The organism is Microcoleus sp. S13_B4, from assembly GCF_036700885.1.
In the GTDB taxonomy this organism is placed as follows: domain Bacteria; phylum Cyanobacteriota; class Cyanobacteriia; order Cyanobacteriales; family Microcoleaceae; genus Microcoleus.
Window position 1 is genome coordinate 1 of record NZ_JAUBPU010000096.1, and the last position, 14,977, is coordinate 14,977.

Here is a 14,977-nt window from a genome sequence, read left to right on the forward strand (position 1 = left end):
TTGGGTATGGAAGTAATGCACGAGCGCAATGCTCACAACTTCCCGCTTGATTTGGCTGCAAGTGAAGTCACCCCAGTAGCAATGGTTGCTCCTTCTATCAATGGTTAATTTTTAACTTGAGATAAACAAAAAGCGCTCCTAGAAATAGGGGCGCTTTTTGTTTGGGGAAAAATATTTTTACTGCGGGGAGGGGAAGTAGAGCAGCCGCTAAGCCAGTTAGGACACTTGACCTAAGACATCTTCAATTGCCAGAACGTAAACAATCAAACTGTTCCAGTTGTTGGCGGGTTCGACTCTTTAACCAAGATTATTCTTGGCTCAATCTTGTTTAGGTAGAGGAGAATAGGGTGGTAAGTACACTAATGTTTAAAAAAAAATTGTTCAATAAATCACCATCAATAGCTGTGCGATCGAGCTTTTTGATTTTCCCATCCCTGAAGTGCTACGAAGCTACTGCAAAATCTGTGTACTGTCGCATCCCAGGCTCGTGAAATGCCAAAACAATATCTTCCTTGGGAACTCCAGCGCGCACCAAATCCGTTGCAATCCCATCTTCTGTCCAGTCTTCCTCAATCCAGAATTTACCATCGCGAATCCGAACGTACATAGTGATACCGGTAATGCGATCGCCCTTTTTGCCAGCCCTGATTCATCCAGATGTAATGACCGTTTTGCTCGTCTGCAATCAAGAATGTCTCGATGTCTTGTTGAGAAGGGCGATTATTGCACAATTCTATATACTCGGTCAAAATACGCTTGATTAGTTTGGGATATTAGATTAGTTGATCCATTGCACAATTTTCTCTACTTCTGTATTTACGATAATTATTTTATAGATGACAAGCAGATAGTTTGGAATCTAACCAATGCAATCCCAATCCCCAGCTATTTCCACCAGGGACGATGACTCTTCTATGTCCTAACCAATATACAAAAGTATGGGGAAGATGACCAAGGGGAGCGCGGAGTTCATAGGTCATTCTACTATTAAATGAATCCCATTTAACGTATTCGCAGAATTTGTCATAATCTTTGCCCGCTTCTTGCCAAATAGACCTTTGTACTGAAAATCCGAAACGCTCATTTGAGTATTTTACCCAACGTTGGTTAATTGTTTGGAGGTCTGTACAAGGAAAGTTTACCCAATCTGAATGCCCTAAATAGCCTAATTTTTCACAGCACGCTACCCAAAGTATAATTTGTTTAGTTTCGCAATCAGCTTCTTTAAACTTGCCCTCTGCTAAAAAATTGCGTAATTGAGTGTAATCAGCTCCGCTTTCTGAAGCTAGATTAAGAAATTGGTTATCATAATTTAAAGATTGAAAATCACTCATGGTCAGCGCCCAAGATATTTTGAATATGAGATTATTTGACTTGATACGTATGAATTTGCTTCGCGCCCGCTTCGAGAAACCCATGCTTGAGTTAATTATAGTTTTGTAGGGTGCGTTAGGCCGTAGCCGTAACGCACCCATACTAATACTAGCTGCCGCCAATTCTGGCGACATCGCGAGCGTTTTCTTCAAACGCAGCCGTCAGGGCATCATCACCGCTTAAACCCGATGCGATCGCCCTTTCAATAGCCTGCAACACCCGCTTATAATCCCTCGGCATCACCTTCACAAACACCGGCACCATCTCATCCCACGCAGCCAGAACCTTCGATGCCTTCGCACTTCCAGTCAAATCAACGTGAGTCTGAATTAACTGCCGCAAATCGCTAATCTCCTCAACATCCTCCAATTTTTCCAAATCCACCATCGACATATTGCAGCGAGTAGCAAAATCGCCCGCTTCATCCAAAATGTAAGCAACACCGCCACTCATACCCGCTGCAAAATTGCGCCCGGTTTCACCCAAAACTACAACTTTGCCGCCAGTCATGTACTCGCAACCGTGATCGCCCACACCTTCAACTACCGCATTCACGCCGGAGTTACGCACCCCAAAACGTTCGCCCGCAATCCCTCGGATGAACACCTCGCCGGATGTCGCGCCGTAAAGCACTACGTTACCGACAATCACGTTTTCCTCCGCGACAAAGGTGGAAGCTGGCGACGGATACAGGATGATTTTGCCGCCGCTGAGCCCTTTGCCCAAATAGTCGTTAGCTTCGCCTTCGAGCTCCAGGGTCACTCCCTTGGGAACGAATGCGCCAAAGCTTTGTCCAGCGCTGCCCTGGAAGTGGAGGTGCACCGTGTCATCCGACAAACCTTCCCAGTGGCGTTTGGTGATTTCGTTGCCGAGAATTGTGCCGACAACCCGGTTGATGTTGGTAATTGGCAGTTTGGCGTGTACCTTTTCACCGTTTTCGATCGCACCTTTGCACAAATCCAACAACACAGTCATGTCGATCGACTTTTCCAACCCGTGATCCTGCGCCATCTGACAATAGCGCCCGACATCCGCGCCAACTTCCGGCTGATAAAGGATTTTCGAGAAATCCAAACCCTTAGCCTTCCAGTGTTCCACCGCTTGCTGAGGTTCTAAAACATCAGTGCGGCCAACCATTTCATTCAGCGTGCGGAAGCCCAACTGCGCCATAATTTCCCGGACTTCCTGCGCGACGAAGGTCATAAAGTTTACCGTGTGCTCGGGGTCGCCGGTAAAGTTTTTCCGCAGCAGCGGGTCTTGCGTCGCCACGCCCACCGGGCAAGTGTTCAGGTGGCAAACGCGCATCATGATGCAGCCCAATGTCACCAGCGGCGCGGTCGCAAAACCGAATTCCTCAGCGCCAAGCAGTGCAGCAATTACTACATCGCGACCAGTTTTCATTTGACCGTCAGTTTCCACCACAATCCGGCTGCGGAGATTGTTGAGAACCAAAGTTTGGTGAGTTTCCGCCAGTCCCAATTCCCAAGGTAATCCCGCGTGTTTGATCGAAGTTTGCGGCGAAGCGCCGGTACCCCCGTCGTAGCCGGAAATCAACACGACATCGGCGTGGGCTTTCGCAACCCCGGCCGCGATCGTCCCGACTCCCACTTCCGATACGAGTTTGACGCTAATCCGCGCTTCTCGGTTGGAATTTTTCAAGTCGTGAATCAATTCGGCCAAATCTTCGATCGAATAAATGTCGTGGTGAGGAGGAGGCGAAATCAAACCCACACCCGGAGTCGAGTTTCGCACCTTCGCAATCCACGGGTATACTTTTTTACCGGGCAACTGTCCGCCTTCACCGGGTTTCGCGCCTTGCGCCATCTTGATTTGCAGTTCCCGCGCTTGGGAAAGGTACAAGCTGGTAACGCCGAAACGCCCGGAAGCAACTTGTTTAATCGCGCTGTTTTTCGAGTCGCCGCGATCGTTCGTCCAAGTGTAGCGATCGGGATCTTCCCCGCCTTCACCGGTGTTCGATTTGCCACCAATGCGGTTCATCGCTACTGCTAGCGATTCATGGGCTTCTTTAGAAATCGAACCGTAACTCATCGCCCCAGTTTTAAAGCGTTTGAGAATAGATTCGATCGGCTCAACTTCCTCAATCGGTATCGATTCCCGCTGTTTGAATTGCAACAAACCGCGCAAGGTAAAATGCTGCTGGTTTTGTTCATTAACCAGCCCCGAATACTGTTTGAAAAGCGTATAACTGCCCTCGCGCACCGACTTTTGCAGCGCGTGAATTGTCTGCGGACTAAACAAATGCGCTTCGCCTTCTTTCCGCCACTGATATTCGCCGCCGACATCGAGAGTATGTCCGCTGGATGGGCGGTCTGGGAAAGCGTGATTATGGCGCAAAATAGCTTCTTGGGCGATGACTTCGAGGTCTACACCTTCAATCCGCGAGGCTGTCCAAGCAAAGTATTTATCGACTACGGATTTGTTTAAGCCGATCGCCTCAAAAATCTGCGCGCCGCGATAACTTTGAATTGTCGAAATCCCAATTTTCGAGGCAACTTTCGTCACCCCTTTAGTTGCCGCTTTGACGTAGTTTTTGCAAGCTGTTTTGTACTCGACATTTAGCAGCAATCCTTCGCGGATCGAATCGGCGATCGTCTCAAAGGCCAAATACGGATTAATCGCGCCGCAACCATATCCAATAAGTGTCGCAAAGTGATGCACTTCGCGCGGTTCGCCGGATTCGAGTACGAGTCCCGCCCGCGTGCGCGTACCTTTACGGATCAAGTGGTGGTGCAGGCCCGCAACTGCCAGCAGCGACGGAATTGGGGCTTTGTCTGGACTGATACCCCGATCGCTCAAAATGATGATATTCACCCCGGAGGCGATCGCGCTGTCTGCTGCTGCAAAAACCTCTTCTAAGGCTTGTTCTAGACCTTTTACCCCGCTTTTGGGGTCAAACAAAATCGGTAGTGTAATCGACCGGAAATTGCCCTCATTTACGTGTTTGAGCTTAGCTAATTCTTCATTGCTGAGAATTGGCGTTTTCAGTTCAATCAAATGACAGCTTTCCGGTTCTGGTTTGAGCAAATTGCGTTCAGCGCCGATCGTAGTTTCGGCAGAAGTTACAATTTCTTCCCGGATAGAATCAATTGGCGGATTAGTAACTTGAGCAAACAACTGCTGGAAGTATTCGTAAAGCAGTTTTGGGCGGTTGGAAAGCACCGCCAGCGGCGTATCCGCACCCATCGCGCCGACAGCTTCCACGCCATCTTTTGCCATCGGCGCTAACAGCAACCGCAGTTCTTCAAAGGTGTAGCCAAAAGCCATTTGCCGCTGCAATAATGTTTCGGGATGAGATTCTGCTACTGCCGGCGCATCTTTCAGTTTGGCTATTTCGACCATGTGCTGGTCGATCCACTGGCGGTACGGGTGTTCTGTGGCGATTTTGGTTTTAATTTCCTCGTCAGAGACGATGCGGCCTTCCTCGGTATTTACCAAGAACATCCGCCCCGGTTGCAAGCGACCTTTTGATACAATTCGTTCTGGGGCGATCGGCAAAACTCCGGCTTCCGATGCCATAATTACCAAGTCGTCTTTGGTAACGCAGTAGCGGGAAGGGCGCAAACCGTTGCGATCGAGCACGGCCCCGATCGAAGTACCATCGGTAAAGGCGATCGAAGCTGGGCCGTCCCAAGGTTCCATCAAGCAAGAATGGTATTCGTAGAAAGCTTTTTTCTCGTCACTCATGGACTCGTGGGCTGTCCAAGGTTCCGGAATCATCATCATTACAGCGTGCGGCAAAGAACGCCCGGCCAAAGTCAGCAATTCCAAAGCATTGTCAAAAATCGTCGAGTCGCTGCCTTCGATATTGATTAAATTGGGGATTTTCTTTAAGTCATCGCCGAATAGTTCCGACTCGAACAGCGATTGCCGCGCGTGCATCCAGTTAATGTTGCCGCGCATCGTGTTAATTTCGCCGTTGTGAGCGATGTAGCGGTAAGGGTGCGATCGTTCCCAACTCGGAAAAGTATTCGTGCTGAAGCGCGAGTGAACCAGGGCTAGAGCGCTTTCCATGTCAGGGTCGTGCAAGTCGGGATAGTAATCGCCGACTTGCACCGGCATTAACATACCCTTGTAGACGATCGTCCGGCACGAGAGAGTGGAATTGTACCAGTAGGGGTCTGTGTTAGTCCTGCGGATGGCATTGTGAGCCCGTTTGCGGATAACGTACAGTTTCCGCTCGAAAGCCGCCTCGTCAATACCTGCGGCCCGCCGGAGGAACACTTGCTGCATGAAGGGTTCGCTAGATTTGGCGGTGTCGCCGAGGGACGAGTTGTCCGTGGGAACATCGCGCCAGCCCAGCACTTCCTGGCCTTCTTCGGCGGCGATTTCCTCAAAAATGCGTTGGCCGTTTTCCCGTTCAGTTCGATTGGGCGACGAGTAAATCGCGCCAACGCCGTACTCGCCGGCTTCGGGAAGTTCGATGTTTAGGGCCGCCGTTACTTTTTTGAGAAACTTGTGGGGCACCTGCATCAAAATCCCTGCCCCGTCTCCGGTGTTGGGTTCGCAGCCGCACGCGCCCCGGTGGTCGAGGTTCAAGAGGATTGTCAGTGCCTGCTCGACAATTTCGTGAGATTTGTTACCCTTCATGTGTACGATGAATCCGACTCCGCAAGCGTCGTGCTCGAACTGCGGATCGTATAGGCCTTGTTTTGCTGGCAGTTCGTTGCTGTTCATTTTGATGTTTTCCTAAAAGTGACGAAAAAATTGCGATCGACAGAGTACCGAGCTTTTTATTGTACCTAATCTGTATTTTCTAATCATGTCTGCTTGTAACTTTTAAGCTTAAGAAAATTGTTATCTCTCAGCAGTCATGATTCATTAGCCATGAGTCATTAGTCATTAGTCAGAAGAAAAATTATCTCCCTCTTCCTCTCTCACCCTGTCCCTCTCCCCCAATCCCCCACTGTCCCCCTGTCCCCCTCTCTTCCCGTCTCCCCGTTAAGCTTCTTTAAAGCACAGGCCTTTGAGAATGAAGATTTGATGTAGATTGGGGCGATCGCAAATACGGGGTGACAACTGCTGTGATCATTTTGCTATGGTGGTCAAGGTGGGTCGATCGAGCAAAGCAGACCAAAGTGCAAAAATCTACTGTCCAGTAACCGGTTCGCGCGAGTGGACTTAGGTTTCAAGGATAAATTAGTTAATATCACAATGCAACGTCGTTAACCAAAGGATTCAGCAAGCAATCCTCAAGGAGTAAAAATCATGGTTCAGATTCAAGAAATTTCTCAAGTATCTACCCTGCACGCACCTGCAGCACCCAACGGAGTAGCCGCTACAGAATTGCGGCCTTGGGGTTCATTTACTACTCTAGAAGAAGGCCCAGGATATAAAATTAAGCGGATCGAAGTTAAGTCGGGACACCGCCTCAGCCTGCAAATGCACCACCACCGCAGCGAACACTGGATCGTAGTTTCTGGTACTGCAAAAGTTACTTGCGGCGAAACTGAACAAGTTCTGTTTACAAATCAGTCTACCTACGTTCCTCAGTGCATTTCTCACCGCCTGGAAAATCCGGGAGTTATCCCCCTGGTTTTAATTGAGGTGCAGAATGGCGAATATCTCGGAGAAGATGATATTATCCGCTTTCAAGACGATTATGCCCGTACAGAAAAGGCTAAGTAACTCAAGTTGCTAAAGATATAGGGGTAAGGTGCGCGGCCCGGCGCACCTTACATTCTCCGGGTAAGGTACACGCCTAGGCACACTCTACATTTTCAAAACTCAACATTACTTCCAAATTACCAATTACAAATTACCAATTACTCATAATGATTCATCTGAGCAAAACAGCAGCAACAGAAGTAACGCGCCTTAAGTCGAAGCATCCGAACCCCAATGCTTTATTTCGTCTGGGCGTGGAATCGAGTGGCTGCTCCGGTTTGTCTTATACAATGGCATTTGACGATGCGCCCGCCCCAGAAGACGCTGTATGCGAGTCGGAGGGAATTGAAGTTGCGATCGACCCCCAGCACTTAAAATATCTCAATGAGCTCACTTTGGATTATTCAGAAGACTTGATGGGCGGAGGTTTCCGATTTCACAATCCCAATGCCGCCCAAAGCTGTAGCTGCGGCAACTCCTTTTCTGCCAAGGAATAATCCCTAGGATGACACTCAAAGACTTAGAAAAAGCCCAAAAAAATTTCAAATAAGCCGATAAAGACTACCGATATCGACGCCAGTTCAGCATTAGGAACTGACGACAATATCGAACTCAGAACTCCCAATACTTACTCCGTAATATTAGATCCGGTTGCATCGGAATGATTAAACGGATGATTAATATCAATGCCGCTAACACTCTTCATGACTGTTGACTGTTTACTCGGCTTCAAAAAACTGAATGGTTGAGTGTTAACTTTTGACTCTATTTTATTATTCCGATGCAACCGGAAACGATATGAGAACTCAGACATGATAGGTCGGACACGGCATCATGCCGTTTCCCTAACCAGATTAATTGTAGGGACACGGCGCAGTCCCTTCTCGAAAGCTGTGGGTAATATTAATTCCGATGCTACCGGATTTGATATCACTTCCTCCCTGAAAAGCGCTATAGATTGTTGGTAAAACCCGCCTTTACGATCGCGCAAATTATACTATCACGAATCAACCAGAAATAACATAAAAGCTCGCTCGACTATTAACACAATCAAGCTGGCGTACCGAGAATCATCCACTGCATTAACTGCTGCCACTCGGGAGATTGAGCTAATAAATCTGCATCGAATTCATTTCCCCCATCCTGCGAAAACTCGGCGAAAGCTTCTGCCCAATTAATTACCGTTTCCACAGGCAAATAAGGCGTATAATTCCAAGAACGCTGCAAAAACTCTACCATCTCAACAGAATGACCAGTGCGGTGCAAATACCAAGCAATCCAAACTAAGGTACTGTACTTGATTTGCTTTTCCAACAAACGTATTTTATCGGGCAATTCGGGGCGGGCAAAAAAATTTTCCATGACTGCCGCGAGGGATTTAGCCTGCGGTAAACCTTTGTACATGGCGCTTTGTTCGTGCTGGCGGTAGCAAACAGTTACTTGCTGCAGCCACTCTGCTTCGCATCCCATTAAGGCTAAACGCAGCACTAAATCTGTATCTTCCGCCGGTGGAAATCGAGGATCAAATCCGCCGGCGCGCTCTAACCACTGACGGCGAAATACCATCGCGCTGGGTAATACTGGTTTCCACCGCAGCCACATTTCTAAGTCTAATTTAGGGACATTTTGCCAGGGTTTGACATCTTTTAGCGGTTCGCCTATACTATTAACTAGACGCCAGCCGCTGTGAACTATTCCTAGATGTGGTTTCGCTGCAAATACAGCCATTTGTGCTGCTAATTTGTCGGGGAAAAAGTAGTCGTCTGCATCGAGAAAGGCGATGAATTCTCCTCCCGATAGCTCGATGCCGTGATTTCTGGCAATCGAAACTCCTTGATTTTGTTGGTAAATGTAGCGAATTCGATCGCCATATTTCTCTAAAACTAATCTAGTCTCATCTTTGGAACCGTCGTCTACTACAATAATTTCCCAGTTAGCATAGGTTTGGTGCAGAACGCTATCGACGGCTTGGCCGACGTAATCCGCGCAGTTGTAAGCCGGAATTACTACGCTCACCTGCGGGGTGCGATCGATCGTAACATTACTCATAATTAATTATCTTAAATTCGATTGCGTCTTTATTTTACAATGAGCGTAGGGTGCGTCAGTTCCTGACGCACCCATTAAGGGCTTCTTGTGTTCATTAATTTGGGGTCAAGAATTTGCCAAGGTAAGTTGGTGCGAGTTCAGTAAATCATGGGGACGAATTGCCAAAGGGTAGCGATCGCCTTTTACCTTCAAATACTTGTCAGCTATTTGCAAAACCTGTTCCGGATTGGCTGGCTTGCTCAAAAAATCCGAAGCACCTGTCAATTTCGCTCGCGTGCGGTCAATTATACCGTCTTGACCGGTCAAAAACACGATCGGAGTTTCGCGAAAAGCAGGTGTTTTTCGCAAAAAATTGCACAAAGCAAAACCGCTTGTCTTCGGCATCACCACGTCCATAAAAATTAAAGCAGGCTTTTGTTTGGCGAGGAGGCCCACTCCCTGCATCGGGTCTTGAATTTTTAGGACTCGATATCCCTCCGGCAACAAAATTTGCTCTAAAAATTCGCATACTGTCGGACTGTCATCGATACAAGCAATCAAAGGGCGACCCGGCCCTGCGATCGCCGCGGCAAGGCGCCACTGTTCTATAGGCGACGGCAAGTCTGGTACTGTTCGGAAATTTACTAAACCCTGCTTGATGTAATTAACTAAAGCGCGAGTTGCCACTGTCACGCACTGCTTTTTCTTAAATGCAATATCCCAAAGAGTATTCTCGCCGTTGAATACGTTACCCAAAGCGATCAAAGAATTAGAACTAAATCGATTTTGCTGCAACTGGGCCGACGGTTTTAAAAGCGGTGCTTGTTCTGGATCTACCAACCACAAACCCATTCCTTTCCACTTCTGCCAAATTTCTTCTGTACAACACAGAACTTTCTCTACTTCTGTTAAAGACAGCAGCAAAGAAGAAGTAATTGTAGAAAAATATTTCTGGGACGGACGCCACTCCCGGCGCAAACCCGATTGACCGATCAAAGCAAAGAACACTTCGGAAAGGCTGGTGTGGACGATCGCCCTAGCTTGTTCCAGACTCATTTCGCTGGCTGCTACCCCTCGCTGAAGCAGTTGATATTCCCACAATTCTCCAGCATTGAGGTCTCTGAGATCGACATGAAAATTTCGACAGTGTTGCCCGATCGCCCTATACCAGCGCCTCGCTCTGTGCGATCCTCCCGTAGCATACACCAAACAACCCTGAAAAAAATAAAGTTGCCATTGTTGCTCCCCTTGCTCTAACAGGAGTTTCCCCGTTGCTTGTTTCTGGCTGAGTACAGCCAGAGTATGGGACAACATTTTGTATCCGATTGCGGTAGCAGACATATCAACTCGCATCCCCTGTACTCTGTTTGTACCATTATATAGCTGCTGAGTTTTGAAAGATAACAGTAATATTACTGAATTTGAGTTAAAAAACACCACTAATTCTGCGAATTTAACCCTCTCAGGGAGTGATTCCCCTCGGGCATTTTAGCCAGGAGGATGCAACGCCTCTTTGTACTATTAACTAATAAATAAAATACTGTTTGTGACTAATAACTAATTGCCCTCGCTATCTTTGGGAGGTACTGGATCGTAACCCCCAGGATGAAAAGGATTACAGCGCAAAATTCGCTTAACCGCCATTGAGCTGCCACGGGCCGATCCAAATCTTTCTATTGCTTCGATCGCGTATTGCGAGCAAGTTGGGTGAAATCTACAGGCGTTAGGCAGGTAAGGAGAAATCCCCATTTTGTAGCCTCGGATTAATCCGATTAGCAATATTTTCACAATTTTTACCTCAGTGATTGATTAGATTAATAGCAAAATATCGTCCCCTACCGCTGTCAGCTAGGTGAATCGAAGGTATTCTCAGCCTTTATAATTACGCAAACTTTTGCCGTCCTAATTATACCTATTTTCATTTTTATTGTAGATAGTTAAAGCACAATTTGAGGAGATAATATGGTACTTGTCTCTGAGTTGGCTACTTGACCGATACCTAAAAAATTACCGTCTCGATCGTAAACCTGCAACGGGTAGGGATGTTGGGGTATTGGGTTGGGGAAGGGATTGTTGCTAATTTCTTCCTCTCCGCCGATCAGCGTTTCGGGAATCGGGAGGCGCTGTCCTTGAAACCAGCGTTTGGTATATTCAGGAGAAAGGACGATCGCGCCTAAATGTCCCAAAACCGCCGATGGCAAAATCGGGCAGAATTTATTCTCTTGCAATTGCAGTTCCAATTCTTCAAAACTGAGACTTTGGTCGATCGAGAAACCGCTACTTTCGGTACGAGTCAAACAAGCCAAAGTACCGCCTGTATTCAACACCGCACCCAAATCCCGCGCGATCGCCCGAATGTAAGTACCCGCCCCGCAGGCGATCGACAAATCCAATTCAGGAAAATCCCCCGATCGCCAATCCAAGATTTCCAGCCGAAAAACCTCAACCTTCCTAGCAGCAACTTCCACAGTTTCGCCTTTTCTAGCTAACTCATAAAGGCGTTTTCCTCCCACCTGAACCGCACTAAAACTAGGTGGAAATTGCTCAATTTTTCCTATAAATTTTGGCAGTGCAGCTTGCACTTTTTCCAAACTCAACTCTGGCACCGGTCGAGAATGGATAATTTCTCCTTCTAAATCGTCGGTAGCAGTAGTTAAGCCAAATCGAATCGTGCCTCGGTAAGCTTTATTGTGTTGGAGATATTGCAGCAGTCTGGTTGCTTTGCCCAGGGCGATCGGCAAAACGCCAGTCACAGCAGGATCGAGGGTTCCTCCGTGTCCTACTCGCTTGAGTTTCAATAGCCGCCGCACTCGCCCCACGCAGTCGTGAGATGTCATGCCCGCAGGTTTGTTGAGATTGAGAAAACCGTCAGTAGTCATTAGGAAGAAGGAAGAGGGAAGAAGGAAGAGGGAAGAAGGAAGAAGGAAGAAGGAAGAAGGAAGAAGGAAGAAGGAAGAAGGAAGAATGCAACGGGCAATGTATGGGATTTAAGGGATACAAGGAAGCAGGAAAAAGGAAGATGAAAAATTTGGAGATTGCTTTATAGGGGAACGCTCAAGCTAACGTTATTCGCAACGCGAAAGCGGTTTTGAGTTAAAAAGTTCAACATTAAAAACTTAAAACTAAAAAGTACCCGCCCGCCCAATTATCAATTCCCAATTCCCAATTACCCATTACCCATTAAAAAATAAAGTCAGCCTGACTGATAGAAGTGCGGGCAACTCCGAATAAAGTAGCCAGAGTTTCCTTACTGCTTGTAAACTGAATAATGGTACTCGTCGTAGTTCCGGCCCCAGCGGAAATGGTGAGTTCGCCAAAGGTGAGGCCGGCAGTCAAGCGAATTCGATCCGTACCATCACTAAAATCTGTAATCACATCACCATCTGCCTGACGCCCGATCGCAAAAGTATCGTTTCCGACGCCGCCAGTTAAAGTATCTCGCCCGCGATCGCCCGATAAACAGTCATCGCCGATGCCACCAAACAGCGAGTCATCGCCCGCACCCCCAAAAAACGTGTCATTACCCGCGCCGCCCAACAAAGTATCAGTGTCTTGGTTGCCAAACAGCAAATCATTGCCATCGTCGCCCAGCATTGAATCAGAACCTTTACCACCGTAGAAAGTATCGTCGCCGAGGCCGCCCAAAACGCTGTCACCGCCCGCACCGCCGAACAGCAAATCATTGCCAGCGTCCCCCAGTATTGAGTCGTCGCCGTCGCCGCCGTAGAGGGAATCGTTGGCGGCTAAGCCCAAAATGCTGTCAGGGCCACCCAAACCAAATATCAAGTCCGCGCCCGCACTACCCCTGAGAGAGTCGGGGCCACTGGTGCCATTCCTGCCGCCAGATGCCCCGGAGGGACGGGTACCCGTGGCGGGGGTTGGGGTTGTGACGGGAATTGGCTGAACTGGCACTGCTGATGGCATGATTCTCAAGATGGTAGAAATTTGCCATTCTAACTTAGCTTAAAAGCGGAAGTTATAAGCTCGCCAACCCCCCAGATCAGAAATATCGATCGCATCCGCCACAGCATAAGGTTCGCACAAAAAGCCCTGCACCGTCGAGCCGTCCTCCAACACCAGCGTACCAATTCCCAGCGGCGAGGGAATTTTAGCGACAAATCCGCCGAAAGCGGAGATCGACAACTCCCACACTTCCACCTCGATCGCGCTACCGCCCTCTATCTGACGCACCAATCCCGGCTTGCCCAGAGCAGTACCAGTCAAAGCGTACAGCTTGTAAATCGGGCTGGTATGGCAGGCGCGCACCAGAATACCTCCCCCCTCAATTAGTTGATAATTCAGTGGCTCACCGCTCAAATGAGCACCAACCACGGCTATTTTGACTCGTTCTTGTGACGAAGATTTTGGTGCGATCGCGAATTCCGGGACTGTTGGCAGCGCCTGGCCGGTTGCGCCCAAAGTTCCCCCCAAGCTAGCGTGAAAAGCAGCGCCCAGGCGGCAAAGCGATAAATCGTGCCACGCCGGAGCCATCAGTGTCAATCCTGCGGGCAATCCGTTGCTTTGAAACCCGCTGGGAACTGCGATCGCGCACAAATCGAGCAAATTCGCAAAGTTCGTGTAGCGCCCGAGATTGGTGTTGAGGGCGATCGGCTCGGCTGCAACTTCAGCCACAGTATAAATCGTACCTGTCGTCGGCACCGCCAACACATCCATTGACTGCCACTGAATTTCTGCCAGCCGGCGCAGTTCGCCCAAGCGGTACGACGCGCGGTAAGCTGATACTGCATCGTAGCCTTTGCCGCCGCTGATAATTTCGGACACGATCGGATCGAGATCCTCTGGGTGCGCGTCGAGGAAATCGCCGATCGCCGCCAACCTTTCTGCTACCCAAGGCCCGCCGTAGAGCAGTTCGGCAGCATCCGCAAAGGGTTTGAAGTCAATAGGTGCGATCGTGCAGCCCAAGGATTGCAAGCGCGCGAGATCCTCTCGGTAGCGCAGTTCGGCTTCTGCATTCCCGAAAAATTCGAGCTCGCCGTCTGCGGGAACTCCCACCCGCAAGCGGGATAAATCCGGCAAAACTTTGGTTTCAGGGCGGCGAGAAAACGCATCCTCAGCGTCAAAACCGCTGGCTACTTGCAGCACGGAGGCCGCATCCGCACAGGTGAGAGCGAACACAGAAACGCAATCGAGCGATCGCACCGCTGGTAGTAGGCCACGAGTGCCGATCGAGCCGCAACTTGGCTTCAGCCCGACAATGTTGGTAAAAGCAGCGGGAACCCGCCCCGAGCCTGCGGTATCGGTACCCAGAGCAAAACTCACCAATCCGGCCGAGACTGCTGCTGCGGAACCGGAACTCGATCCGCCCGGGATGTAGCGCCGATCGAACGGATTGCGACAAACTCCATAAGGGGTGCGGGTTCCCACTAATCCTGTGGCAAACTGATCCATGTTTGTTTTGCCGATCGCGATCGCACCTGCCGCGCACAGGCGCTCCACGACTGTGGCCGATCGCGCTGGAGTGCGAGCAAACCGAGGACATCCCGCCGTAGTCGGAACGCCCGCCCAATCGAGATTATCTTTGATCGCAAAAGGTATTCCGTAGAGCGGCAATTGTTGGGGGTCTAGGTTTTCCAAGGCTTTGGCGCGTTCGAGGGTTTCCGCCTGCGGTGCTAAATAAATCCATACTCCCGGATCTGCATAGCGTTCGATCCGATCGTACACGCTCGCGATCGCATCGGCAGGCGCGATCGAGCCGGTGCGGTAGCGATCGAGCAGCGAATGAATGTCGAGACTGTTGCTGTAGTTAACTTTTTCCATAATGCACCGTCAGTCGATTTTAGATTTTAGATTTTAGATTTTAGATTTTAGATTGAAGGTAAGGATTCAGGTCTGAAGAATGGGAATGAGCTCAAGCATAGCCAAGTCACAAGAATGGGCAGAAATAGCCTCACGGAAAAAAGTCATTACTGAACGAGCTTGAAAACGACAG

The 14,977-nt window shown here is 49.0% G+C and carries 14 protein-coding genes; 4 read left to right on the forward strand and 10 right to left on the reverse strand.

Annotation, left to right across the window (positions count from 1 at the left end):
• Window positions 1–108, forward strand: a 108-nt coding sequence (locus QT994_RS26400) for a photosystem II protein D1 (protein WP_333179901.1), incomplete at its 5' end; no start/stop codon positions are given.
• A gap of 334 nt (window positions 109–442) precedes the next feature.
• Here the strand turns inward: QT994_RS26400 and QT994_RS26405 are convergent.
• From QT994_RS26405 to gltB, 4 genes are all read right to left on the reverse strand, one after another.
• Window positions 443–607, reverse strand: a complete 165-nt coding sequence (locus tag QT994_RS26405) for an element excision factor XisI family protein (protein WP_333179874.1) — start codon at window positions 605–607, stop codon at window positions 443–445.
• Window positions 582–749: an element excision factor XisI family protein gene (locus tag QT994_RS26410; RefSeq protein ID WP_333179877.1), complete on the reverse strand. Its 168-nt coding sequence runs from the start codon at window positions 747–749 to the stop codon at window positions 582–584. Before QT994_RS26410 ends, QT994_RS26405 begins: the two co-directional genes overlap by 26 nt.
• An 81-nt stretch (window positions 750–830) precedes the next feature.
• Entirely contained in the window at window positions 831–1,334 is a 504-nt protein-coding gene (locus QT994_RS26415) for a GUN4 domain-containing protein (RefSeq protein WP_333179879.1), read from the reverse strand.
• A gap of 148 nt (window positions 1,335–1,482) precedes the next feature.
• Window positions 1,483–6,069, reverse strand: a complete 4,587-nt coding sequence (gene gltB / locus QT994_RS26420) for a glutamate synthase large subunit (protein WP_333179882.1) — start codon at window positions 6,067–6,069, stop codon at window positions 1,483–1,485.
• A 531-nt stretch (window positions 6,070–6,600) separates the two neighbouring features.
• Here gltB and QT994_RS26425 point away from each other — a divergent pair.
• Window positions 6,601–7,020: a phosphomannose isomerase type II C-terminal cupin domain gene (locus QT994_RS26425; protein WP_333179884.1), complete on the forward strand. Its 420-nt coding sequence runs from the start codon at window positions 6,601–6,603 to the stop codon at window positions 7,018–7,020.
• Between the two features lie 146 nt (window positions 7,021–7,166).
• Entirely contained in the window at window positions 7,167–7,496 is a 330-nt protein-coding gene (locus tag QT994_RS26430; RefSeq protein ID WP_006630924.1) for a HesB/IscA family protein, read from the forward strand.
• Between the two features lie 553 nt (window positions 7,497–8,049).
• Here QT994_RS26430 and QT994_RS26435 read toward each other — a convergent pair.
• The 4 genes from QT994_RS26435 to truB all read right to left on the reverse strand — a co-directional run bounded on the left by QT994_RS26435 (window position 8,050) and on the right by truB (window position 11,906).
• Window positions 8,050–9,048, reverse strand: coding sequence for a glycosyltransferase (locus tag QT994_RS26435; RefSeq protein WP_333179886.1), 999 nt, complete (start codon window positions 9,046–9,048; stop codon window positions 8,050–8,052).
• A gap of 105 nt (window positions 9,049–9,153) precedes the next feature.
• Complete coding sequence (locus QT994_RS26440; protein ID WP_333179888.1) at window positions 9,154–10,368, reverse strand: response regulator; 1,215 nt, start codon at window positions 10,366–10,368, stop codon at window positions 9,154–9,156.
• 216 nt (window positions 10,369–10,584) lie between these two features.
• The gene (gene yidD / locus QT994_RS26445) at window positions 10,585–10,815 is read right to left on the reverse strand and encodes a membrane protein insertion efficiency factor YidD (protein WP_333179891.1); all 231 of its coding nucleotides are present in this window, start codon (window positions 10,813–10,815) and stop codon (window positions 10,585–10,587) included.
• Window positions 10,816–10,964: 149 nt separating this feature from the next.
• Window positions 10,965–11,906, reverse strand: a complete 942-nt coding sequence (gene truB / locus QT994_RS26450) for a tRNA pseudouridine(55) synthase TruB (protein ID WP_333179894.1) — start codon at window positions 11,904–11,906, stop codon at window positions 10,965–10,967.
• On the opposite strand from truB, the gene QT994_RS26455 reads away from it, so the two are divergent.
• Entirely contained in the window at window positions 11,863–12,018 is a 156-nt protein-coding gene (locus tag QT994_RS26455) for a hypothetical protein (protein WP_333179904.1), read from the forward strand. The two genes, truB and QT994_RS26455, sit on opposite strands and share 44 nt — an antisense overlap.
• A 189-nt stretch (window positions 12,019–12,207) precedes the next feature.
• Here the strand turns inward: QT994_RS26455 and QT994_RS26460 are convergent, their stop codons facing one another.
• Together QT994_RS26460 and atzF are read right to left on the reverse strand one after the other, a co-directional pair.
• Window positions 12,208–12,951, reverse strand: a complete 744-nt coding sequence (locus tag QT994_RS26460; RefSeq protein WP_333179896.1) for a calcium-binding protein — start codon at window positions 12,949–12,951, stop codon at window positions 12,208–12,210.
• Window positions 12,952–12,990: 39 nt separating this feature from the next.
• Complete coding sequence (atzF, locus tag QT994_RS26465) at window positions 12,991–14,805, reverse strand: allophanate hydrolase (RefSeq protein WP_333179898.1); 1,815 nt, start codon at window positions 14,803–14,805, stop codon at window positions 12,991–12,993.
• Window positions 14,806–14,977 lie beyond the last annotated feature (172 nt).